This window comes from Streptomyces sp. LUP47B, from assembly GCF_001746295.1.
In the GTDB taxonomy this organism is placed as follows: domain Bacteria; phylum Actinomycetota; class Actinomycetes; order Streptomycetales; family Streptomycetaceae; genus Streptomyces.
In genome coordinates this window covers 315,478-337,428 of sequence record NZ_MJAH01000006.1, presented here as the reverse complement: position 1 = coordinate 337,428, position 21,951 = coordinate 315,478, and the positions used below count along the sequence as shown (strand labels likewise).

At 71.1% G+C, this 21,951-nt stretch carries 20 protein-coding genes; 4 read left to right on the top strand and 16 right to left on the bottom strand.

Features of this window, described 5'->3' with window-relative positions; translation table 11 throughout:
- Nucleotides 1-140 precede the first annotated feature (140 nt).
- A complete protein-coding gene (locus BFN33_RS19750; RefSeq protein WP_007380750.1) occupies nt 141-416 on the bottom strand; it encodes a hypothetical protein in 276 nt (91 codons plus the stop codon).
- Between the two features lie 196 nt (nt 417-612).
- Here BFN33_RS19750 and BFN33_RS19745 point away from each other — a divergent pair, with 196 nt between their 5' ends.
- Entirely contained in the window at nt 613-2,028 is a 1,416-nt protein-coding gene (locus BFN33_RS19745; RefSeq protein WP_176742440.1) for a protein kinase, read from the top strand.
- A 62-nt stretch (nt 2,029-2,090) separates the two neighbouring features.
- On the opposite strand, the gene BFN33_RS19740 is transcribed toward BFN33_RS19745, so the two are convergent.
- The 9 genes from BFN33_RS19740 to BFN33_RS19700 all read right to left on the bottom strand — a co-directional run bounded on the left by BFN33_RS19740 (nt 2,091) and on the right by BFN33_RS19700 (nt 14,401).
- On the bottom strand, nt 2,091-2,909 hold the full coding sequence (locus BFN33_RS19740; RefSeq protein ID WP_069761407.1) for an RNA methyltransferase: 819 nt from the start codon (nt 2,907-2,909) through the stop codon (nt 2,091-2,093).
- 64 nt (nt 2,910-2,973) lie between these two features.
- Nucleotides 2,974-4,215 (bottom strand): uroporphyrinogen-III C-methyltransferase, encoded by a 1,242-nt coding sequence (gene cobA, locus BFN33_RS19735; protein ID WP_069761406.1) that lies wholly within the window; start codon nt 4,213-4,215, stop codon nt 2,974-2,976.
- 167 nt (nt 4,216-4,382) lie between these two features.
- Nucleotides 4,383-8,279 (bottom strand): nicotinate-nucleotide--dimethylbenzimidazole phosphoribosyltransferase, encoded by a 3,897-nt coding sequence (gene cobT / locus BFN33_RS19730; protein ID WP_069761405.1) that lies wholly within the window; start codon nt 8,277-8,279, stop codon nt 4,383-4,385.
- Between the two features lie 379 nt (nt 8,280-8,658).
- Nucleotides 8,659-9,870 carry a precorrin-6y C5,15-methyltransferase (decarboxylating) subunit CbiE gene (gene cbiE, locus BFN33_RS19725; protein ID WP_069761404.1) on the bottom strand — a complete coding sequence of 404 codons (1,212 nt, stop codon included), beginning with the start codon at nt 9,868-9,870 and terminating at the stop codon, nt 8,659-8,661.
- A gap of 120 nt (nt 9,871-9,990) precedes the next feature.
- Nucleotides 9,991-10,629, bottom strand: coding sequence for a GNAT family N-acetyltransferase (locus BFN33_RS19720; RefSeq protein WP_069761403.1), 639 nt, complete (start codon nt 10,627-10,629; stop codon nt 9,991-9,993).
- A 146-nt stretch (nt 10,630-10,775) separates the two neighbouring features.
- Nucleotides 10,776-11,606 carry a MetQ/NlpA family ABC transporter substrate-binding protein gene (locus tag BFN33_RS19715; protein ID WP_069761402.1) on the bottom strand — a complete coding sequence of 277 codons (831 nt, stop codon included), beginning with the start codon at nt 11,604-11,606 and terminating at the stop codon, nt 10,776-10,778.
- Nucleotides 11,607-11,673: 67 nt separating this feature from the next.
- Nucleotides 11,674-12,399, bottom strand: a complete 726-nt coding sequence (locus BFN33_RS19710; RefSeq protein WP_069761401.1) for a methionine ABC transporter permease — start codon at nt 12,397-12,399, stop codon at nt 11,674-11,676.
- The gene (locus BFN33_RS19705) at nt 12,396-13,427 is read right to left on the bottom strand and encodes a methionine ABC transporter ATP-binding protein (RefSeq protein WP_069761400.1); all 1,032 of its coding nucleotides are present in this window, start codon (nt 13,425-13,427) and stop codon (nt 12,396-12,398) included. Before BFN33_RS19705 ends, BFN33_RS19710 begins: the two co-directional genes overlap by 4 nt.
- 323 nt (nt 13,428-13,750) lie before the next feature.
- Nucleotides 13,751-14,401, bottom strand: a complete 651-nt coding sequence (locus tag BFN33_RS19700; protein ID WP_069761399.1) for an HAD family hydrolase — start codon at nt 14,399-14,401, stop codon at nt 13,751-13,753.
- A gap of 69 nt (nt 14,402-14,470) precedes the next feature.
- On the opposite strand from BFN33_RS19700, the gene BFN33_RS19695 reads away from it, so the two are divergent.
- Both BFN33_RS19695 and BFN33_RS19690 read left to right on the top strand, forming a co-directional pair.
- Nucleotides 14,471-14,830, top strand: coding sequence for a hypothetical protein (locus BFN33_RS19695; protein ID WP_057614223.1), 360 nt, complete (start codon nt 14,471-14,473; stop codon nt 14,828-14,830).
- Nucleotides 14,811-15,239 (top strand): hypothetical protein, encoded by a 429-nt coding sequence (locus BFN33_RS19690; RefSeq protein ID WP_069761398.1) that lies wholly within the window; start codon nt 14,811-14,813, stop codon nt 15,237-15,239. Before BFN33_RS19695 ends, BFN33_RS19690 begins: the two co-directional genes overlap by 20 nt.
- Before the next feature lie 65 nt (nt 15,240-15,304).
- Here BFN33_RS19690 and BFN33_RS19685 read toward each other — a convergent pair whose 3' ends face one another.
- From BFN33_RS19685 to BFN33_RS19675, 3 genes are all read right to left on the bottom strand, one after another.
- Nucleotides 15,305-15,802: a GNAT family N-acetyltransferase gene (locus BFN33_RS19685; protein ID WP_069761397.1), complete on the bottom strand. Its 498-nt coding sequence runs from the start codon at nt 15,800-15,802 to the stop codon at nt 15,305-15,307.
- Between the two features lie 45 nt (nt 15,803-15,847).
- Nucleotides 15,848-16,354, bottom strand: coding sequence for a sigma-70 family RNA polymerase sigma factor (locus tag BFN33_RS19680; protein WP_069761396.1), 507 nt, complete (start codon nt 16,352-16,354; stop codon nt 15,848-15,850).
- A gap of 75 nt (nt 16,355-16,429) precedes the next feature.
- Nucleotides 16,430-17,596, bottom strand: a complete 1,167-nt coding sequence (locus tag BFN33_RS19675; protein WP_069761395.1) for a glycerophosphodiester phosphodiesterase — start codon at nt 17,594-17,596, stop codon at nt 16,430-16,432.
- Nucleotides 17,597-17,967: 371 nt separating this feature from the next.
- Between BFN33_RS19675 and BFN33_RS19670 the strand changes: the two genes are divergently transcribed.
- Nucleotides 17,968-18,639, top strand: a complete 672-nt coding sequence (locus tag BFN33_RS19670) for a lysophospholipid acyltransferase family protein (protein WP_069761394.1) — start codon at nt 17,968-17,970, stop codon at nt 18,637-18,639.
- Between the two features lie 82 nt (nt 18,640-18,721).
- Here BFN33_RS19670 and BFN33_RS19665 read toward each other — a convergent pair whose 3' ends face one another.
- The 3 genes from BFN33_RS19665 to BFN33_RS19655 form a co-directional block, all read right to left on the bottom strand.
- Nucleotides 18,722-20,245, bottom strand: coding sequence for an MFS transporter (locus BFN33_RS19665; RefSeq protein WP_069761393.1), 1,524 nt, complete (start codon nt 20,243-20,245; stop codon nt 18,722-18,724).
- Nucleotides 20,242-20,808 (bottom strand): TetR/AcrR family transcriptional regulator, encoded by a 567-nt coding sequence (locus tag BFN33_RS19660; RefSeq protein WP_069761392.1) that lies wholly within the window; start codon nt 20,806-20,808, stop codon nt 20,242-20,244. Before BFN33_RS19660 ends, BFN33_RS19665 begins: the two co-directional genes overlap by 4 nt.
- Before the next feature lie 81 nt (nt 20,809-20,889).
- Nucleotides 20,890-21,861 carry an aldo/keto reductase gene (locus BFN33_RS19655; RefSeq protein ID WP_069761391.1) on the bottom strand — a complete coding sequence of 324 codons (972 nt, stop codon included), beginning with the start codon at nt 21,859-21,861 and terminating at the stop codon, nt 20,890-20,892.
- Nucleotides 21,862-21,951: the final 90 nt, after the last annotated feature.

Here is a 21,951-nt window from a genome sequence, read left to right as displayed (position 1 = left end):
GGACGAGTGCTGCACCCGCCGCTTGACCTCAAATCTAGGCGTCAGGGGCTCTCCGCACGTCATGCCCTCGTACCGATTGCCGGGCCTCCCCGAGGATGAGCCACGACGAGCGGAGTACTCCCGTGGGTGGAGACGGAGACCTAGGTCTCCGGGTCTTCCCGGAGGGGTCGTCCGGTCTGCCCGGCTTTCTCCGAGCTGTCCTCACGCGGCACCGGTTGCTCCACCAGCGCGAGCACCCGGGTCGCCATGAACCGGGCCGTCCGCACCACCGATCCGTTTCGCGTGACTTCGCTCACTTCCACGACACCTCGTCGTACCGCCGTCTCCACTCGGCGGCCCGCCCTGCTCGCCACCACCTCGTATGTGCGCGTCGTGTCCCCTGCGTCCACGACTATCTCCACGCGATCACCCTTCACGGGTTCAATCCCCCTTCTGCGACGGGTGGTTGGGACCACATCAGCACCGAAGTCCGCCCGCTCTCCGGCTCCCTGACCACCCCTCAAGTCTCCCACCCGGCACTGACAATCCATCGGGACGAGAGGGCGCGGCCTCTGCGCGCGGCGGCCCGCGGAAACGTAAGCTGTGGCTCGTCACACGGACCGGGCAGCGGGGATGAACATGGCGATGATGCGCCTGAGGCGCGAGGACCCGCGCGTCGTCGGCTCGTTCAAGCTTCACAGACGGCTCGGCGCGGGTGGAATGGGCGTCGTCTACCTGGGCTCCGACCGCAAGGGGCAGCGGGTCGCGCTGAAGGTCATCCGGCCCGATCTCGCGGAGGACCAGGAGTTCCGGTCGCGCTTCGCGCGCGAGGTCTCCGCCGCGCGACGGATCCGCGGCGGCTGCACCGCCCGGCTCGTGGCGGCGGACCTGGAGGCGGACCGTCCGTGGTTCGCCACCCAGTACGTCCCCGGCCCCTCCCTCCACGACAAGGTCGCCGACGAGGGGTCCCTGGGCGCGGCCGAGGTCGCCGCCATCGGGGCCGCCCTCTCGGAGGGGCTCGTCGCCGTGCACGAGGCAGGGGTGGTGCACCGCGACCTCAAGCCGTCGAACATCCTCCTGTCGCCCAAGGGGCCGCGGATCATCGACTTCGGTATCGCCTGGGCGACCGGGGCCTCCACCCTCACCCACGTCGGCACCGCCGTCGGCTCCCCCGGCTTCCTCGCGCCCGAGCAGGTGCGCGGCGCCGCGGTGACGCCGGCCACCGACGTGTTCTCCCTGGGCGCGACCCTGGCGTACGCCTCGATGGGCGACTCGCCCTTCGGGCACGGCAGTTCCGAGGTGATGCTGTACCGCGTCGTGCACGAGGAGGCGCAGCTGCACGGCGTGCCCGACGCGGTGGCCCCCCTCATCCGCGCCTGTCTGGCGAAGGACCCCGAGGAACGGCCGAGCACCCTCCAACTGTCGCTGCGGCTCAAGGAGATCGCGGCCCGCGAGGCACAGGGCCTGCCGGATCTGCGGCCGCCCGCCCCGCGAGCCGGCGAGGCGGACCGGCCCACCGGACGCATCGCCGACACCTACCCGGAGCGGGCCGCGCAACGACGCCCCCAGGGTCAGCCGGGCAGTCCCGGCTCCCAGGGGGCCCCTCAGGCCCGCGGTTCCGGCCAGGTCCGGGGTCAGGCCCCCGCGCGCGGCGGGACCCCGTCACGCGACGGCAGCAGCTCGCGCGGCAACGGCGTCCCCTCCTCCCGGCCCGGCCCCCGGTCCACGTCGGCCTCCTCGCGGAACACGACCCGGTCCGGCAGCGGAAGCCGCCCCGCGCCGCGCAGCGGTACCGGTCGGCCCACCCCCAGGAACACCAAGACGGGGCTGCGCCCCGCGAACCCCCGCCTGCTGCGTCAGCGACTGTTCGTGTTCGTCGTCGTGACGCTGCTCGTGGCCCTGGGGATCGCTGCGGCCCAGGGCTGCCAGGGGCCGTCGCGCGGACTCGGCGGCGACAGCGGTGTCGTACGGGAACAGCGGCAGGGACAGGTGCACGCGTCGCCGGCCCAGGAACCGCCGCAGCGGTCGGTCGGTGACGGGACGGACTGAGTGCTTCGCCGGGATCGCCGTCAGGGGAAAGCGCCCTGGGCGGACCTGGCCCACCCTGCCGCTCAGCCCTGCGGTCGCCCCGTGGCCACCGCGTAGAAGGCGACCGCTGCCGCCGCGCCCACGTTGAGGGAGTCGACGCCGTGGGCCATCGGGATGCGGACCCATTCGTCGGCGGCGACCAGGGCCTGGGTGGTCAGGCCGTCGCCCTCGGCGCCGAGCATCAGCGCGACCCGGTCCATCCTGTGCGGGGCGGCCTCGTCGAGGGTCTTGGCCTTGGCGTCCGGGGTGAGGGCAAGGAGGGTGAAGCCGGCCTCGCGGACCGACTCCAGCCCCTTGGGCCAGGAGTCGAGGCGGGCGTAGGGGACGGAGAAGACCGCGCCCATCGACACCTTGACGCTGCGGCGGTACAGGGGGTCGGCGCAGTCGGGCGACAGCAGTACCGCGTCCATGCCCAGCGCCGCCGCCGAGCGGAAGATCGCGCCGATGTTGGTGTGGTCGTTGACCGACTCCATGACCACCACGCGGCGGGCGGTCTGGAGCAACTCGGCGGCCGTGGGCAGGGGTTTGCGCTGCATGGAGGCGAGCGCGCCGCGGTGTACGTGGTAACCGGTGACCTGTTCGGCGAGCTCCGGGCTGACGGCGTAGACCGGGGCCGGGAGTTCGTCGATGACGTCACGCATGACGTCGACCCACTTCGCGGAGAGCAGCATGGAGCGCATCTCGTAGCCCGCGTCCTTCGCCCGGCGGATGACCTTCTCGCCCTCGGCGATGAACAGGCCCTCGGCCGGCTCGCGTTTGCGCCGCAGTTCGACGTCGGTCAGGCCCGTGTAGTCGTGCAGGCGCGGGTCGTCGGGGTCCTCGACGGTGATGAGATCGGCCACAGGGTGATACTGCCTTGTCCTGGGTGCGGTGCCAACGGCTGGGAACAGGTTGTGTTACCCCGGGTTACTCCGAGGGCTCCGACTTCCGCGGTCCCACGGCGACGACCTCGCCGACGACGATGACGGCCGGAGGCTTCACGTCCTCGGCGACGACCACCTCACCGACCGTCGCCAGGGTGGCGTCGACCCGGCGCTGGGCGGCCGTCGTTCCCTCCTGGACCAGGGCGACCGGGGTGTCGGGCGACTTGCCGTGGGCCACCAGGGTCTCGGCGATCCGGCCGATCTTGTCGACGCCCATGAGGATCACCAGGGTGCCGGTGAGCTTGGCGAGCGAGGGCCAGTCGACCAGGGAGCGCTCGTCGTCGGGGGCGACATGGCCGCTGACCACGGTGAACTCGTGCGCGACTCCACGGTGGGTGACCGGGATACCGGCCGCGCCCGGGACCGAGATCGAGCTGGAGATGCCGGGGACGACGGTGCAGGGGATGCCGGCCTCGGCGAGGGCCTGCAGCTCCTCCATGCCCCGGCCGAAGACATAGGGGTCCCCGCCCTTCAGCCGTACGACCGACCTGCCCTGCTTGGCGTGCTCGATCAGGGCGTTGTTGATGGCCTCCTGCGCCATGAAGCGGCCGTACGGGATCTTCGCCGCGTCGATGACCTCGACGTGCGGCGGGAGTTCGGCGAGGAGGTCGCGGGGGCCGAGGCGGTCGGCGATGACGACGTCGGCCTCGGCGAGGAGGCGGCGGCCGCGGACCGTGATGAGGTCGGGGTCGCCGGGGCCGCCGCCGACGAGGGCGACGCCGGGGGTGCGGGTGCGGTGATGGGGGGCGACGAGGGTGCCGTCGCGGAGGCCCTCGACCACCGCGTCCCGGATGGCCGCCGTGTGGCGGGGGTCCCGGCCCTTCGCGTTCGTCGTGAGCACGGCGACCGTGACGCCCTCGCTGTGGCCCGTCGCCGGGGTCCAGGCGGTGGCGGCGTCGGCGTCGTCGGAACGGACGCACCAGACACGGTGGCGCTCCGCTTCGGCCGAGGCACGGGTGTTCGCCTCCGTGTCGCCGGTGGCGATCAGGGCGTACCAGGCGTCCGCCAGGTCGCCTTCCTGGTAAGGCCGCCGGGTCCAGGTGAGCTCGCCGGCGTCCGCCATCGCCTCTACGGAGGGGGTGGCGGACGGGGATACCAGGACGATGTCCGCGCCCGCCGCGATCAGGGCCGGGAGACGGCGCTGGGCCACCTGGCCGCCGCCGAGGACGACGACCTTGCGGCCGGTGAGGCGGAGGCCTACGGGGTAGGCGGGGTTTTCGGCCATGAGGGTGCGGCTCCTCTTTACGGCAGTGCGGTGGCCCTGACGTGCGGATTTTACGGGGTGGGCGGGGAGGGCGGCTCAGGTGTCCGTCGACTGGGCGTCGTCGCCGGGCACGGACCCACGTGCGTGGGGGACCCGGGGACGCGGTCCCCGGGCCCCCCGCGCAGCGCCTACTTCTCGGTCACTCCTGCGGAATCGAAGGTCGCCACCTCATGCATCGCCCGCGCCGTGCTCTGGACCAGGGGGAGGGCCAGCAGGGCGCCCGTGCCCTCGCCGAGGCGGAGGTCGAGGTCGACCAGAGGGCGCAGGCCGAGCTTGTTCAGGGCGGCCACGTGGCCGGGTTCGGCGCTGCGGTGGCCCGCGATGCAGGCCGCGAGGACCTCCGGGGCGATCGCACGGGCCACCAGGGCGGCGGCGCCCGCACTGACGCCGTCCAGGATGACCGGCGTGCGGAGGGAGGCGCCGCCCAGCAGCAGACCCACCATCGCCGCGTGCTCGAAGCCGCCGATCGCCGCCAGGACGCCGATCGGGTCGGCGGGGTCGGGCTGGTGGAGGTCGATCGCGCGGCGGACGACCTCGGTCTTGCGAGCCAGGGTCTCGTCGTTGATGCCCGTGCCGCGACCGGTCACCTCGGCGGGGTCGGTTCCCGTGAAGACCGAGATCAGGGCAGCGGACGCGGTGGTGTTCGCGATGCCCATCTCACCCGTGAGCAGGGCCTTGTTGCCGGCGGCGACCAGGTCACGCGCGGTCTCGATGCCGACCTCGATGGCCTGCTTGGCCTCCTCTCGGGTCATCGCGGGACCGGTGGTCATGTCGGACGTACCGGCCCGGACCTTGCGGGGCAACAGGCCGGGGGTGGCCGGGAGTTCGGACGCCACGCCGACGTCCACCACGCACACCTCGGCACCCACCTGGGCGGCGAAGGCGTTGCAGACCGCGCCGCCGCCGAGGAAGTTGGCGACCATCTGGGCCGTCACCTCCTGCGGCCAGGGGGTGACGCCCTGGGCGTGCACACCGTGGTCACCGGCGAAGATCGCGACGGCCGCGGGCTCCGGAATGGGCGGCGGGCACTGCCGCGAAAGCCCGCACAGCTGGGCGGAAATGATCTCCAGCATGCCGAGCGCGCCGGCCGGCTTGGTCATCCGCTTCTGCCGCTCCCAGGCCTCGCCGAGCGCCTTGGCGTCCAGCGGGCGGATCTGGGCGACGGTCTCGCCCAGCAGGTCGTGCGGCTCCTCGCCGGGCAGGGCGCGACGGCCGTACGTCTCCTCGTGCACGACCCATGACAGCGGGCGGCGCTTGGACCAGCCGGCCTGCATCAGTTCGGGCTCGTCCGGGAACTCGTCGACGTACCCGACGCACAGGTAGGCGATGACCTCCAGGTGCTCGGGGAGCCCCAGGGCGCGGACCATCTCGCGCTCGTCGAAGAAGCTGACCCAGCCGACGCCGAGGCCCTCGGCGCGGGCCGCGAGCCAGAGGTTCTCCACGGCGAGCGCGGCGGAGTACGGGGCCATCTGCGGCTGGGTGTGCCGGCCGAGGGTGTGGCGGCCGCCACGGGTGGGGTCGGCGGTGACGACGATGTTCACCGGGGTCTCGAGGATGGCCTCGATCTTCAGTTCCTTGAACTGCTTGGCCCGGCCCTTGGGCAGCGACTTGGCGTAGGCCTCGCGCTGGCGCTGGGCCAGGTCCTGCATCGCCGCCCGGGTCTCGGCGGAGCGGATGACGACGAAGTCCCAGGGCTGCGAGTGGCCGACGGAGGGCGCGGTGTGGGCGGCCTCCAGGACACGGAGCAGCACCTCGTGCGGGATCGGGTCGCCGCGGAAGCCGTTGCGGATGTCGCGGCGCTCACGCATGACCTTGAGGACGGCCTCGCGCTCGGCGTCGTCGTAGGCGGGCGCGGCGGGGCCCGTGGACTGTCGTACTTCTTCCACGGCGGCCGTGCTCACTTCTTCCTGAACTTCCTGGACTTCTTGGACTTCGCGGTCTTCCTGATCGGCCGCCCGGGTGTCCAGGTCGTCCGCCTGCTGTGCGATGTCGGGGTCGCCGCCCGCCTCACGCGGGGCCGGGACCGCGGGTTGCCGTACGTCGTCCGTGGGGAGCGACAGAGGGTGCGGCGGGGTCGGCGCGAGGTGCGGGGTGGTCGGCACCGAGCCGTCCACCGGCACGAACTTGCCCACGGGCTCGCCCTGTCGGGGCTCCAAGGGGACTCCCGCGGGCAGGACTGCGGGGGCCTCGGCGGCGGCGGGGTACGCGAACTGGGTCTGCTCGTCGGCGAGTTCCACCGCGAGCGGCTGGGCTGCCGGAGTCTGCGGGCCCTGCGGCGCCTGGTCCGGTGCGGCCGGGAACTCCTGCGGCGCGACCGGGTCCGACGACTGGATCTCGTCTGCCGGAACGGGCGGGTGCATCACTTGTACGTCGGTGTCGGCCACGTCCGCCGCGAGGGGCTCCGGCGCTTCCTGGGCGGGCGCGTGGGCCGGCCCTGCGACGGGGCCCTGCGGAGCGGGCGGGACAAAGTGGTGAGCCTGCGGGGCCTCGGCGGGCAGAGCGGCAGGGGCGGGCTCCTGGACCCGCTCCGGCACCGGTGCCGCCTCCTCGACGGCGAGTGGCTCGGGAGCCTCGGCCGCGGGGTCTTCCTCCGCGGGTGCGGAGGGGACTTCGTCGGGTGCGGTGACGGCGTCCGCCGGCTGGGGAGCCTGCTCGGCCTCCGAGGGCGCCTGGAGCGTTACGGCTTCGGCGGCCTCCGGGGTTGCCATGGCGGCGTCTTCCCCGACGACGGGTGCGGCTTCCTCCACAGCGGCTTCGGCTTCCGGAACCACGACAGCTTCGTGAGAGGCGTCCGGTTCCTGGACCGCGCCGGTTTCGGCGTCCTCGGCGGTCACCGCTTCCGAAGCGACCGCTTCCTGGGCGGCGACGGCCTCCGGCTCGGCCACTGCTTCCTCGGCGACCGGCGTGGTGACGTCAACGTCAACCGCCACAGCGGACGTCTCCACGACAGGCACGGCCTCGGGCACGGGCACCGGCTCGGCCGCAGCGGCGTCGACCGGGTCCGGCACGGCGACCGCGTCCTCCGTGGCACCCAGGACGGGGCCACTGCCCGGCGCCTGCTCGGCGTCGGCACCGGAATCCGGGACCGCCTCGGCCACAGGGGCCTCGGCCAGGAACTGTTCCGCGGGCATCTCCGGACCAGCGGAAGCGAGCTGAACGCTGTCGGGCAGGGAGCCGTCCCCCGGCAACTGTCCCTCGCCCCCGTCGGGCTGAACTCCGTCAGCCCCGGGACCGTCGGCCAGGACCTGATCCGCCTCGGCGACCGGAATCTGCACCGGCTCCGACGCGTACCCGGCCTCCGGGCCCGGTACGACATCCGGCAGCGGGACCTCGGGAGCCTCGTACACCGCGGCCTCCGCCTCGGGAGCCTCGTACACCGCGGCCTCCGCCTCGGGAGCCTCGTACACCGCGGCCTCCGCCTCGGGAGCGAGGTCGGTCACCGCGGCCTGGGCGGCGCTCACCGGCTCCTGGGCCGGAACAACCGTTTCGGCAGCCGGGGCCACGGCGTTCACCGGCGTCTGGACGGCGGCCTGGGCCGGGGCGCCCCACGGGATCGCGCCCTGCGGCTGCGACGCGTCGAAGTACTCGGGGCCGGGCACGGCCGCGGCCGGCTGCCGTACCGGTGCGCCCGCGGGGCCGCGGTCGGCGAGGGAGCGGACCGGGCTCGCGGAGGCGTCGGGGATCGGCGGACCGAGGTGCAGCGGCCGACGGGGCGTGATGGGCGGGATCGGCATCGAGGGAGCCTGCGGCTGGGGCGTGCGGACGGCGCTCAGATCGTGCGCTCCGCTGTCGCGGCCGGACATCTCGTGCGCGCCCGGCTCGTGAACGGTCTCGACGACGGGCTCCGGGGCGGGCGGGGCGACCTCGTTGCCCCACGGGCTCTGGGCGCCCGGCAGCAGCAACAGGTCTTCGTCCTCGGCGGTGGTCTCGGAGAGGTAGGTGTACGCACCCGGGACGCCCGGCTGTTCCACCATGCCTGCGTTCTCCGGCAGTCCCTCGCCCGGGACCTGGCCGGTGTCGGTCATGCGTACCCCTCGCCCATCGGTTAGTGCTTCCACGACCAGCTCGCCGGGGACGGCGCACCGACCGCCTCCGCAGTGAAGAACGAGCGTGCGTGCCCAGCGGCACGAACGGCCTCGCCGAGAAAGACGACAAAGCCATTAACTGGCATTGTCCCGGCCGTTACCCCGTCGCGACAGGTTGATCCGCGACAGCCCGCTGTGGACTGCGCCACGTTGCGCGTCCTCCGGTCATGCCGTACCACACCTACCCCCAAAACGGGCGCGCTTTCCGGACATTGACGAACGAATGCCGGGCAGCCAGAAGCGGTACAACAGTCGGCCAGCCTACCGCGCGCGGTACGACAACAGGATCACGGGGACGGCGCAACAGCGACCGGCGACGTCAGGCCGTACGGTCCGGCAGGACCCCGCTGAGCAGGAACGCGACACTCCGTTCCGTCTCCGTCCAGGCCCGGGTGTCGAGTTCGACGGACTGGAGGAGGGCGCACTCGACGCGGTAGCCGTGTTCGGTGAGGTCCCGGCCGACGAGTTCGGCCTCGTCGCGGGTGGCCGCGTGGGCGACGATGCGCTGCGGACGCCGGTCGGCGACCGCGGAGACCACGGCCACTCCCCCGCCGCCGACGCGGACGACGTCCGGTTCGGGAAGGTTCTCCAGGACGTGCGGGGCGGTGCCGGGGACGATCTGGACCTGGAGTCCGAAGGCGCGCGCGTTGGCCTCGGTGCGCTCGCAGGCCCTGAGGTCGCGGTCGACGGCGATGACGGCCGCCCCGGCCCGGGCCGCCTCGGTGGCGAAGGCGCCGCTGCCGCAGCCGATGTCCCACACGAGGTCGCCGACGCGTGGTCCCAGCCGGGCGAGTTGGGCCGCCCGGAGCGGTTCCAGTTCGCCTTCGCCCATGAGGCCGCCGTAGACCTCGGCGGGCAGGGTCCAGCCGCGCGGCGCGGCGGCCGGGTCGCGCCCGGCGATCCATCCGCCGCCTTCCGTCACGGCGGCCGTGCCGCCGATGACGATGACGAGGTTGGGGTCGCGCCAGGTGTGGTCGGCGGCCTTGTCGGAGGTGACGACGGTGACCTGTTCGCGGTCGGTGCCGAGTTCCTCGCAGATGACGAAGGTGCGGTGGACGCCCTCCATCAGCAGGCCGAGTTCGGCGGGCCCGGCGCCGGGCGAGGTGAGGACGGCGACCTTGGTGTGGGCTCGGCACACGTTCACCGCGCGTCGCAGGGTACGCCGGTGGGCGACGACCACCTGGGCGTCGTCCCAGGGCATACCGGCCCGCGCGAAGGCGGCGGCGACCGAGGACACGCCGGGGACGACCTCGACCTCCAGGCCGAACTCAGGGGCTCGCAGGGTCCGTACGACTCCGAAGAACCCGGGGTCGCCGTCGGCGAGCACGACCGCGGTGCCGCGGTGGCCGGTGATGCGGCGGGCGGCGAGGGCGACGCTGCCGAGGCGGATGCGTTCGGCGGCGGGCGGCACCTCGGGAAGTGCCAGATGGTGGGCGGCGCCCGCGACCAGCGTGGCGGCGCCGAGGGCGGAGCGTGCCGCGGCGGTCAGCGGCGAGCCGTCCCAGCCGATCACCGTGACCCGGTCGGCCATCGTCTCTCAGTCTCCAGGGGGGTGTGCGCAGGCCGTCGTCGGTGGGCAGCCCGCGGGCGGCTCCGTGAGAGTACCCGCTGCGCCTCGGAACCGCTTTCGCCGGCCTGAGGTCGAATCCGGTCAGTTCCAGTCGGAGTACGTCGTGAAGCCGTCCGCGTCGGCCAGCTGATCGCCCGCTCCGTCGAGGTCCTCGGGCAGCAGGCTCCACACGATGAAGTCGGTGCGGACGTCGCTCCAGGTGCCGTCCGCGGCGCGGACGTGCGCTATGCAGGCGTTTCTCAGGACGCCCTCGCTGATACAGCCGATCTTCTGGGCGACCTGCTGGGAGGCGGTGTTGTCGGCCGCCGTGCGCAGCTCGATCCGCTCGAGCTTCTGGTCGGTGAACAGCCAGTGGGCGGTGGCGAGCGCGGCCTCGGAGGCGTAGCCCTCACCGCGCGCCCACGGGGCGATGATGTACGACAACTCCGTGGAGCGCACGTGCCAGTTGGTCTTGGCGAGCTGGACGATGCCGACCAGGCGCTGGGTGAGGAACTCGGTGACGGCGAAGGCGAGTCCGCGGCCGGCCTCCCGCTCGGTCGGCGCGTACCGCGTGATCCAGCCGCGCGCCTGTTCCTCGCTGTAGGGCTGGGGGACGTCGGTCCAGGCCCCGACCTGCTCGTCGTTCATCATCTCGGCCAGTGCGGGCACGTCGTCCTCGTCGAGAGGGCGCAGCACCAACCGCTCCGTGCTGATGGAGATGTTGGGGAAGGTGCCAGTCATGCGCCACTCCGTAACCGTCGGAAAACCTGCAGGGCCTGCTGAACTGCCCAGCATGCAGCATGAAAGCACCGAACCGCATCACGGGGCCCACACCTGGTGACGGAGTGGACCCCGTGCGTGGCGATACGTCGTATACGCGCCGGTGATCAGAAGGAGGCGAGGACGGAACCGGCGTACTTGTCCTCGATGAACTTCTTGACCTCGGCGGAGGTGAGCAGCTTGGCGAGCTTCTTCACGCGCGGGTCGTCCTCGTTGCCCTCCTTCACCGCGAGGAAGTTGCCGTACGGGTTGTTCTTGGCGGACTCGAGGACGAGGGCGTCGGTGGCGGGCTTGAGGTCGGCCTCGATGGCGTAGTTGCCGTTGACGACGGCCGCGTCGACGTCGTCCAGGGAGCGCGGGGTCTGGGCCGCCTCCAGCTCCTTGAACTTGAGGTTCTTCGGGTTCTTCGCGATGTCGGAGGGGGTCGCCTCGTTGCCGACACCGTCCTTGAGCGTGATGATCCCGTTGGCGTCGAGCAGCTTGAGGGCACGGGCCTCGTTCACGCTGTCGTTGGGGACGGCGATCGTCGCACCGCTCTTGAGGGCGCCGGCGCTCTTGACCTTGTGGGAGTAGAGGCCGAGCGGCTCCAGGTGGACCGTGACGACGGGCACGATGTGGGTGCCGCGCTTCTTGTTGAAGTCGTCGAGGTACGGCTGGTTCTGGAAGTAGTTGGCGCCGACCGAGCCGTCCTCCGTCGCCGTGTTCGGGGTCACGTAGTCCGTGAACTCCTTGACCTCCAGGTCGAGGCCCGCCTTCTTCGCCAGGTTCTCCTTGACGTAGTTCAGGATCTCGGCGTGCGGGGTGGGGCTCGCGGCGACGACCAGCGGTCCGCTGGTGTCGGAGGCGGCGTCCGAACCGGACGAACCGCAGGCGCTGAGCGCGAAGGTGAGGGCTCCGGCGGCGAGGACGGCGGTGGTGAGCTTTGCGGTGTTACGCACGAAAAGTGCCTTTCCTTTTGGGTGCAGCGATCCCGTGATGGGGTGCACGGGAAGATTTCCGGGTGTCTCAGACGGTCTTGGTGTCCGCCGTGGAGGCCTTCAGCAGCCGCAGCTTCGGCGCCGGGCCGGAGCGTCCGCCGCGGCTGTGCAGGGAGCGGGCCGCGTAGTCGCCGGCGAACTGGATGAGCGAGATGACGACGGCGAGGATCGCGACGGTGATCCACATGAGCTGGGTCTCGAAGCGCTGGTAGCCGTAGCGGATGGCGATGTCGCCGAGGCCGCCGGCGCCGACCGTGCCGGCCATCGCGGAGTAGCCGATGAGGGCGACAACCGTGGTCGTGGTGCTGGCGATCAGCGAGGGCAGGGACTCGGGGACGAGCACCTTGCGGACGATCGTCCAGGTGTTGCCGCCCATCGACTGCACGGCCTCCACGAGCCCGCCGTCCACTTCGCGGACAGCCGTCTCGACCAGGCGCGCGAAGAAGGGGATCGCTCCGATGGCGAGCGGCACGATGGCCGCCTCGCGGCCGATGGTCGTTCCGGTGATCGAGCGGGTGAAGCCCATCAGCGCGACCATCAGGATGATGAACGGCATCGAGCGGGCGACGTTCACGACCTGCCCGATGACCTTGTTCGCGACGACGTTCTGGAGAAGTCCGCCGCGGTCGGTGAGGACGAGGAGGACACCGAGCGGAAGACCGCCCACGACGGCGATGAGCGTGGACCAGCCGACCATGTAGAGGGTGTCCCAACACGCCTGCTCCAGCAGGGGCTGCATCTCGGACCAGGTCACTTGGCACCTTCCTTCACCAGCTGGGGCGCACCGACGACGTCGATCTGAAGACCCTGTTCGCGCAGGAAGCCGACCGGCACGACGTTGTCCTCGTAGCGGCCGGGCAGTTCGATCCGCATCCGGCCGACCTGGAGGCCGCCGACGGTGTCGATGGCGGCACCGAGGATCGATATGTCGATGTTGTACGTGCGCGAGAGCTGGGAGATGACGGGCTGGGTGGCGGCCTCGCCATGGAAGGTGACGTCGATGACGGTCCGGTCCTCGCCGGTGGCCTCGCCGCCGACGGGGAAGAGCGCGGAGGCCAGTTCGGAGCCGGGGGTCGCGAGCAACTCGCCGACCGTGCCGGACTCGACGATGCGGCCGTTCTCCATGAGGGCGGCCGAGTCGCAGACCGACTTCACGACGTCCATCTCGTGGGTGATGAGCAGGACGGTGAGGCCCAACTGCCGGTTCAGGTCGCGCAGCAGCTGCAGGATCGAGCGGGTGGTCTCCGGGTCGAGGGCGCTGGTCGCCTCGTCGGACAGGAGCACCTTGGGGTCGCCGGCCAGGGCACGGGCGATGCCGACTCGCTGCTTCTGGCCGCCGGAGAGCTGGGCCGGGTAGGCGCCCGCCCGGTCGGCGAGTCCGACGAGGTCCAGCAGCTCAAGTGCCTTGCGGGAACGCTCCTTTCCGGACTTGCCGAGGATTTCCAGCGGCAGCTCGACGTTGTCCTGGACCGTCCGGGTGGACAGCAGGTTGAAGTGCTGGAAGACCATGCCGATCCGGCTGCGCGCCTGCCGCAGCTCCTTGCCGGCCCGGGGCCCGCGGCCGGCGAGGGCGGTGAGGTCCTGTCCGGCGACGGTCACCGTCCCTGCGGTGGGGCGCTCCAGCAGGTTGACGCAGCGGATGAGCGAGGACTTGCCGGCGCCGGACTGGCCGATGACGCCGCACACCTCGCCTTCGCGGACATGGAGGTCGACGCCGTCGAGGGCGGTGATCTCTCGCCCGCGTGAGCGGTAGACCTTCGTGAGGCCTGATGTCGTGATCACTGGGGTTTCCGTCACTGTCGAGTACGCGGGCGTGGGTGTGCCCGGTACGGGAGAAGTCGAAGTCGTGCGCGGGCACATGGGTCACGTACGGCGTTCACGGCGTACGGACGTGCCGGGGCGGCTCGCTTCGGGGCGCGAGCTCAGGAGGTGGTGCGGGGGCCCTCTAACAGGCGCACATTCGACACATACAACGAGCACCGGGCGTCAGGGTCGCCTCGGTCGCAAGGGTGCGGCAGCTCGTCGTGGTCATGCGATCAGTAAAGCAGACGTATGGGAGCGACCAAGAACCCGTTGTCCGAATGACGGACAGCGCTGGACAGCTTTCAGGACCGGACGGAGATCTCCACGTTCCCGCCGGTGACCAGTGCCGACAAGGCCGACAGATTCTCGACGACCAGGTCGGCGTCGAGCTCGTGGGCCTGGTGAGTTGTGGTCAATGCCACGGTGGTCATTCCGGCGGCACGGCCGGCGCGCAGGCCCGCGGGGGCGTCCTCGAAGACGACACAACGGGCCGGGTCGACGCCGAGTTCGCGGGCGGCGAGCAGATAGGGCTCGGGGTCCGGCTTGCCGCGGGTGACGTCGTCTGCGGCGATCAGCGTCTTGGGGAGGATGCCGACCGCTTCGAGACGGGCCTCGGCGAGCCGGCGGGTGGCGGAGGTGACGACGGCCCAGCGGTCGGCGGGCAGGGCATCGAGGAAGGCCCTGGTGCCGGGGAGCAGATGAACACCGCCGTTGGGTACGTCCTCCACCTCCAGCTGCTCGATCCGCGCGAGGGCCTGCGGCACCACATCGGCGGGGAGCAGGTCGGCGGCTATCTCGACAGCCGGTCGCCCGTGCAGTTCGACCCGGGCGAACTCCTCGGCGGTGATGCCGAACTCCTCGGCCCAGCGCGTCCAGCAGCGGTGGACGGATTCGAGAGAGGAGACGAGGGTTCCGTCGTTGTCGAACAGAAGGGCTTCGGCAGGGATCTTCATGCCGTCGACCCTACGGTGCCGTGCGGGGGCGGCCGCATCAGGCCTTTTGGACCGTAATAGGCTCGCCGCATGTTTGATGCCCTGACGCTGGTGACCGGCGTCGCCGCGCTGCTGCTGGCCGCCTGGTGCGGCTGGGCCGCGTACCGTGATCAGCCGACCAAGGACTGGCACTTCATCGGGATGGCCGTGGTGTCGGTGCTGGCGCTGGTCCAGCTGGTGATCGGGATCGTGCAGCTCGCGCGGGGCGAGAAGCCGGAGCAGGGGACGACGATCTTCGTCGCCTATCTGCTGGGGGCGTTCGCGTGTGTGCCGGCGGCGGGGATCATGTCGCTCACGGAGCGGACGCGGTGGGGATCGGTGACGGTTGCCGCCGGCGGTGTGGTGCTGGCCGTTCTGGAGGTGCGGCTCTATGACATCTGGGGAGGCTGACGTGAGTCGGCGACGGCTGACCAGTGGGCCGGGGACGCTGCTCGTGTGGCTGTACGGCGTGATGGTGGTCGGGGCGGTGTCTCGGTCCGCCGTGCAGATCTCCACGGAGTTCGACCGGGCGCCGCTGGCGTATTCGCTGTCCGCGGTGGCCGGGGTGGTCTACGGATTCATCACGTACTCGTTGGTGCGGGGTGGAGAGACGGCCCGTAAGGCTGCGCTCGCGTGCTGCGTGCTGGAGCTGTTGGGTGTGTTGACCGTTGGCACCTGGACGTTGGTGGAGCCGTCCGCGTTTCCGGATGCGACCGTGTGGTCGGACTTCGGGATCGGGTATCTGTTCATCCCCGTGCTCTTGCCGCTTTCCGCCATTTACTGGTTGCGGAAGGGTGCGCCTACGGGGGATGCCGCCTGATGTTTTCGGGCGGCATCCGGGCCGTCAGTGGCTGATCGCGCAGTTCCCCGCGCCCCTAAACGCCCTCATGCCGTTGCCGCATATGTGCCCGCCGGCTTTTCCAGGACGATCATCGGGACCCCGTCCGCCCCCTCCGACGTCCCCACCGTCTGGTAGCCGACCTTGCGGTAGAGGCGGAGGTTGCCCTCGCTGCGGTGGCCTGTGAAGAGGCGGAAGCTGGTGGCGCCGCGCTCCTCCGCCAGGGCCGCTTCGGCCGCTCGGAGAAGGCGGGCACCGATGCCGTGGCCCTGGAGGCGGGGGTGGACGCAGAGTTTGCCGATGGCGGCCGAGCCGTCCTCGGTGACGCGGCCGCGGACGGAGCCGACCACCTCTTCGCCCAGGCGTGCCACGAAGACGCAGTCCCCGGCCACCTCCGCGCGGACCGAGTCCAGGCTCTGGACGAGCGGATCGATGCGGTAGTTGCCGTACAGCGCCGCCTCACTCTGGAAGCACAGGTACTGCAGCCTGAAGATCTGCTCCGCGTCCTGCTCGGCCGCCGCAGAGATGGTCACGCTCATGCCCATGTGCGCACGCCTCCCGCTCACCTGATCGCCTGTTGTTCCTCACTCCTATCCCCGCCCCCGGCGTGTCGCAACCTCCGGTGTGAGCAATCTGCGAAGACATCCCAGACATCTGGAACGTTCCGGACCAAGACTGCCCTGTGAGATACCCAACTCCCCCGCGATCTCGCGGTACGTCAGGTCCCGCGGGGACAGGAGGGCCGCCATGAGGGAGGGGCAGCGGCCGGGCAAGCGCCGCACCGCGTCGTGCAGGGCCCGGCGGCGGGCGGCCGCGAGGGTGAGCTGTTCGGGAGTGCGGTCTTCGTCGGCCGTGGGCTCGGTGTCGTAGGGCCGCTCCAGACGGGTCGTACGACGGCTGCGGCGGGACTCGGAACGGACGGCGCGGCGGAGCCAGCCGGGCGGGTCGAGGGGCGGGCCCTGGGTCTCCAGATGCTCCAGGAGGCGGAGCCACACCGCCTGCTCCAGGTCGGCGGGCTCCGTACCGGTGGCATGTGCCTCCGCGGAGGCCTCGGCGGTCAGCAGTGGGCGCAGGGTGGCGACCAAGTCGTGCGTCATATGCGGTACGACATGGCCGCCCGGGCTCAGGGTTGCCCGGGCGGCCGTAAGTCACCCCGATCGGGGCACGGTGGCTCAGCCGTTGACGAAGTCCGCGCGAGCGAGGACGCCCGTGTCCGCGTTGTCGGTGAAGACGCCGTCGATGCCGGTGGCGAAGTACCTCTTGAAGGCGCCGAAGACGTCTCCGTAGGCGTCCGCGTCCGTGCCCCTGCGGTACTCCGCCGGCAGGAAGGGGTTCTCGTTGCGCATGGTGTAGGGGTGCAGGATCAGCCCGACCTTGTGGGCGTCGGCGACGAGGGTCGTCTCCTTGTCGAGGCTGCCGTCCGCCTTCTTCGTGATGACCAGGTCGAGGGTCGGGCCGATGCCCTGCGCGTAGCCCGCGATCTCCCTGAGGCCCTTGGGGGTGATCAGGTCGGCGACGGTCCGCGGGTCGCCCTTGTCGACGAAGTCCCAGGGCCGGGTGTTCGCGGCGGACAGGAGCACGACGAGGGGGTTGTCGACCAGCTTGTTCAGGCGCTGGATGCTGGTCGGCTCGAAGGACTGCAGGATGACCGGGGAGTTGCGCTTGTCCTTGCCGTGCTGGTGCAGGAGCTTCGCGACCCGCTCCTCGAGGCCGAGGCCGAGGCGCCGGAAGTAGGTGGGGTGCTTGGTCTCGGGGTAGATCCAGACCTGCTTGCCGCGCTTGCGGGTCTGCTCGTCCTGCCACTTCAGGACTTCCTCGAAAGTGGGGATGTCCCAGCGGCCGTTGTAGAGCGTGTTGTGCGGGCGGTTGGCCGGGATGCGCTCGATCGCGCGGAGCGTCTTGAGCTCGGCGAGCGTGAAGTCCTCGGTGAACCAGCCGGTCGTGGAGACGCCGTCGAGGACCTTGGTGGTCCTGCGGCCGGCGAACTCGGGATGGTCGGCGACGTTCGTCGTGCCGCCGATCTCCGGCTCGTGGCGGCAGACCAGGTGACCGTCCCGGGTGGGGACGAGGTCGCCGGCCTCGACGATGTCGGCGCCCAGGTCGAGGGCGAGCTGGTAGGAGCCGAAGGTGTGCTCGGGGCGGTAGCCGCTGGCCCCCCGGTGACCGATGACCGTCGGCACCGGCAGGCTCTTCAGCCCGCCACCGCGCGCGGCGGACCCGGCCCCGGCGGCTCTCGCCGTACCGGACAGCCCCAGGACCGCTCCCCCGGCGCCGAACACCGCGGCCCCGAGAAGTGCCCGTCGTCCGGTGCCGTCCGTGTGCTCGTCCTGCGATCCCATGGGGACCCCTCCTGCCGTCGCCTCTTCGATGCCGGCCGATCGTAGGTGCGTGTCCATGACGGACGGGAGACCTCCGGCGGAACACGCGGGTGACGTGGGATGTCGCATGGGAACAGATGTCTGACGACTTGTCGGCTTCGGGACGGGAGGCCGGGGTACGCGTCGATCGGGGCGACCTCCGTCACATCGTTCCGCCCGGGTTTCCGGAAGGCAACGGGGTCCATACGCAGGTAAACGAGTGTCAACAGTGCGTAAGACCTCGGTGAACCGCCGGTGCTCGATGTGCACGATCCCCCGAGCCGCGAGTAATGTCCTCACCTGCACAGACTCATACAGTTTCCCTGGCCGTTCTCTTGACACCGGAGGGCCCGTTGTCCCGCTTCGCGCTCATCAAGGCAGTGCTCGGACCGATCATGCGCCTGATGTTCCGCCCACAGGTGGAGGGCGCGGAGCACATCCCGGGTGACGGTCCCGTCATCCTGGCCGGCAACCACCTCACCTTCATCGACTCGATGATCCTGCCGCTGGTGTGCGACCGGCAGGTGTTCTTCATCGGCAAGGACGAGTACGTCACCGGCAAGACCTTCAAGGGCCGGCTCATGGCCTGGTTCTTCACCGGCGTCGGCATGATCCCCGTGGACCGCGACGGCGGTCGCGGCGGAGTCGCCGCGCTGATGACCGGCCGGCGGGTGCTGGAGGAGGGCAAGGTCTTCGGGATCTACCCGGAGGGAACGCGGTCGCCCGACGGCCGGCTCTACCGGGGGCGCACCGGTATCGCGCGTCTGACGCTCATGACGGGGGCGCCGGTGGTTCCGTTCGCGATGATCGGCACGGACAAGCTGCAGCCGGGGGGTGCGGGGATGCCCCGCCCGGGGCGGGTCACGGTTCGCTTCGGTGAGGCGATGGAGTTCTCGCGGTACGAGGGCATGGACCGGGACCGGTACGTGCTGCGGGCCGTGACGGACTCCGTGATGACCGAGGTCATGCGGTTGTCGGGGCAGGAGTACGTGGACATGTACGCCACCAAGGCGAAGGCCGCGTAACGGTTTCGTCGTCGGGTGCGGGTGTGTTGTGGCTGGTCGCGCCCACGCGGCGGAGCCGCAAACTCATACAGCCCCACGCCCCTTAAGCGGCGTTGTCCAACCGTTGCGCTCGCAGCATGAACCATGCCGCAATCGCCGTTGCCAGAAGTACTGCTGCGCCTGCTCCCGCCGAGATTGCGAGGCCGTCGACGAATGCCTCTCGGGCCGTCGACAGCATTGTCTGTGCCTTGTCCGGCGACATGCCCGCCGCCGCTTCCACCGCGCCGCCCAGTGACTCGTGCGCCCCTTCCGGCGTCCCCGCCGGAGCAGCAAAGCCGCGGTAGATCCCTGTCACGATCGAGCCCAGGATCGCGATGCCCAGCGCCGCGCCCAGTTCGTACGCCGTCTCCGAGACCGCCGACGCCGCGCCCGCCTGCTCCTTCGGTACGGAGGAAAGGATCACGTCGGCCGTCACCGTGAACGAGAAGCCGGCGCCCACTCCGACGACCAGCAGCGCGGCGCCGAGAAGCGGATAGCCCGTCGACTGGTCGATCACGGTCAGGGCGGCCAGAGCGAGGCCCACCGCGGCCAGGCCGCCCGCCACCACCGCTCGCACCGAGAAGCGTCGAGCCGCGCGACCTGCCACCAGGCCCGCCGCCACCGCGCCCACCGCCGCCGGGAGTTCGGCCAGGCCCGCCTCCAACGGGCCTCTGCCCTGGACGAGTTGCAGGTACTGGGAGAGGAAGAAGACCAGCCCGGAGAGGCCGAGGATGGTCAGGAGGTCGGCCAGGACGGCGCCGCTGAAGCCGCGGTTGCGGAAGAGCCGCATGTCCAGCAGGGGCGCGGGGAGGGTGAGCTGGCGGCGGACGAAGGCGTACAGGGCCGCCGCTCCGAGAACTCCCGCGGCGGCCGGCTCCCATGTGATGCCGTGCGCGGCGGTCTCCTTGACGCCGTAGACCACTCCGATCACGCCGACCAGGGACAGCACGACGCTGGTCGTGTCCCAGGGTCCCGGGTTCGGGTTGCGGGACTCGGGCAGGTACCTGATGCCGACGACGACCAGGACCGCCATCACGGGCAGGTTGATCAGGAAGACCGAGCCCCACCAGAAGTGTTCGAGCAGGAAGCCGCCGACGATGGGGCCGATCGCCGTACCGGCGGAGGCGGTCGCGCCCCAGATGCCGACGGCGAGGCTGCGTTCGCGAGGGTCGTGGAAGATGTTGCGGATCAGGGCCAGGGTGGCGGGCATCAGGGTCGCGCCGGCGACGCCGAGCAGCGCCCGCGCCAGGATCAACAACTCCGGTGTCGTCGCGTAGGCGTTGAGGATCGATATCGCGCCGAACGCCGTCGCGCCCAGCAGCAGGATCCGCTTGCGGCCGATGCGGTCGCCGAGGCTGCCCATCGACACCAGCAGGCCCGCGATGACGAACGAGTAGACGTCACCGATCCACAGGAGCTGGGTGCCGGTCGGCTCGAGGTCCTCGCTGATGTACGGGGTCGCGAGGCCGAGGACGGTCGCGTCGACGGCCACCAGCAGCACGGCGAGCACCAGGACGGACAGCGCGAGCCAACGGCCGGGACGCTTCACCGCCTCGGTCGCTGTCGCCGGCTGCAGGGTGCTGGTCATGATTCCTCTATCGGTCGTACGGAATGACGCAGTGCGCCGCCGAGCAGCAGCTCGACGGTCATGTGGTGGAAGTCCTTGGGGGCGCCCTTGCCGCTCTGGAGCAGCCAGACGGCGGAGGCGAGCAGGCCGAACAGGGCCTCGGTGAGCCAGACGGGGGTGAGGTCGATGCGGAACTCGCCGCTCTGCTGGCCGCGCCGGAACAGTGCGGAGATGCGGGCGTCGATCCGGGCCCAGCCGTCGTTCTGCTCCTCGCCCTCGAACAGCTGGTTCTCCGTGTAGAGGAAGGCGAGCAGTCCGGCAGCGGGTTCGGCCTCGCGGACCAGGCGCCGCACGGCATCACTCGCCGGCCCCTCGTCCAGGCGGGCGGCGTCGAGCGCCTTTTCGCACTCCTCGATGCCCAGCGACTCCAGTGCCCGCACGAGCGCGTCGCGTCCGGCGAAGTGGCGGTGCAGCGTGGCCCGGCTGATCCCCGCGGACTTGGCGACCTCGTCCATGGTCGCGGTGGATCGGCGGGTCAGCAGGGCCGCGGCACTGCGCAGCACATGGTCACGGTCGACAGCCATGAGACAACCATAAACCATATGAGACATTGATGTCTCATGACGGGCACAGCTGTCTCATCCCGACGCCTGATCAGGGTCTCGTCAGTGCCAGGGCAGCCGGCGGCGGCGTTCCCAGTACGCGTCCGGCTCCTCCGCCAGCCCTGCCAGCCGGGCCAGCTGCTCGTCGTCGAGGTCGACGACGGCCGCGTGCAGGTTGGACGCGAGCTGGACGGTGGTGGCGGCCCCCGAGAGGACGACCCCGGCCCAGGGCTGACGCAGGACGAGCGCGAGGGCCACGGCGTCACAGCCCAGGGAGGTTTCCGCCGCTACGGCCTTCAGGGCGTCCGGGGCGTGCGGCTCGGCGAGCCTGCCGTTGGCCATGCCCTCCTTGACGATCACCGTGAGGCCCGCGTCGTGCGCCTCGGCGAGGGCGGGGGCGGCCGAGGTCTCCAGGGCGTTGTACGTGGACTGGACGGTACGGAAGAGCGGCTCGCCGTCGACCGTCACGGCGAGGGCGGCGCGGATGGCGTCCGCCTGGGCGGGACCGCTGGTGGAGAAGCCGATCGAGGTGCCCTGGGCGGCCGTCTCGGCGAGCCTCGCGTGGAGTTCCTTGTCGGTGAGGGCCGGGCTGTCCGGGGTCACCGAGTGGATCTGGTAGAGGTCGAGACGGTCGCCGAGCACTTCGGCGGATTCGCTGCGCTGGCGCTCGTAGGCCTGGACGCTGTGGTCCTTGACCTCGTGCTTCTCGGCGTCGGTGGTCCAGTCGGCGGTGTAGGTGTAGCCCCATTTGCTGCCGACGACCACGTCGTCGATACCGGGGTTCTTGGCGAGCCAGTCCGCGAGGAACTCCTCGGAGCGGCCGTAGGAGCGGGCCGCGTCGAAGTAGCGGACGCCCTGGAAGTAGGCCGCGTCGAGGAGATCGTGGGTGCGGGTGCGGAGGCTCTCTACGCTGCGGTCGGCTCCGAGGTCCTCGTCTCGGCCGAGGTTGATGTAGCCGGGGCGTCCGACGGCGGCGAGGCCGAGTCCGAGGTGGCAGGTGGGGGTTGTCGCTGCGGCCAGTCGGGCGAAGGGCATCGCGGGCTCCGTTCGGTCGGGTCCGGTACGGCTGTCCGACCAACGTATCCCGCGACGACCTTCGGTGAGGGAACCGCGCGCCTGACAGCT

Coding starts and splice junctions, on each gene's coding strand:
- BFN33_RS19745 (WP_176742440.1), top strand. CDS start 613: ATGAACATGGCGATGATGCGCCTGAGGCGCGAGGACCCGCGCGTCGTC.
- cobA (WP_069761406.1), bottom strand. CDS start 4,215: ATGGCCGAAAACCCCGCCTACCCCGTAGGCCTCCGCCTCACCGGCCGC.
- cobT (WP_069761405.1), bottom strand. CDS start 8,279: ATGACCGACACCGGCCAGGTCCCGGGCGAGGGACTGCCGGAGAACGCA.
- cbiE (WP_069761404.1), bottom strand. CDS start 9,870: ATGGCCGACCGGGTCACGGTGATCGGCTGGGACGGCTCGCCGCTGACC.
- BFN33_RS19720 (WP_069761403.1), bottom strand. CDS start 10,629: ATGACTGGCACCTTCCCCAACATCTCCATCAGCACGGAGCGGTTGGTG.
- BFN33_RS19700 (WP_069761399.1), bottom strand. CDS start 14,401: ATGAAGATCCCTGCCGAAGCCCTTCTGTTCGACAACGACGGAACCCTC.
- BFN33_RS19695 (WP_057614223.1), top strand. CDS start 14,471: ATGTTTGATGCCCTGACGCTGGTGACCGGCGTCGCCGCGCTGCTGCTG.
- BFN33_RS19690 (WP_069761398.1), top strand. CDS start 14,811: ATGACATCTGGGGAGGCTGACGTGAGTCGGCGACGGCTGACCAGTGGG.
- BFN33_RS19685 (WP_069761397.1), bottom strand. CDS start 15,802: ATGGGCATGAGCGTGACCATCTCTGCGGCGGCCGAGCAGGACGCGGAG.
- BFN33_RS19680 (WP_069761396.1), bottom strand. CDS start 16,354: ATGACGCACGACTTGGTCGCCACCCTGCGCCCACTGCTGACCGCCGAG.
- BFN33_RS19675 (WP_069761395.1), bottom strand. CDS start 17,596: ATGGGATCGCAGGACGAGCACACGGACGGCACCGGACGACGGGCACTT.
- BFN33_RS19665 (WP_069761393.1), bottom strand. CDS start 20,245: ATGACCAGCACCCTGCAGCCGGCGACAGCGACCGAGGCGGTGAAGCGT.
- BFN33_RS19660 (WP_069761392.1), bottom strand. CDS start 20,808: ATGGCTGTCGACCGTGACCATGTGCTGCGCAGTGCCGCGGCCCTGCTG.
- BFN33_RS19655 (WP_069761391.1), bottom strand. CDS start 21,861: ATGCCCTTCGCCCGACTGGCCGCAGCGACAACCCCCACCTGCCACCTC.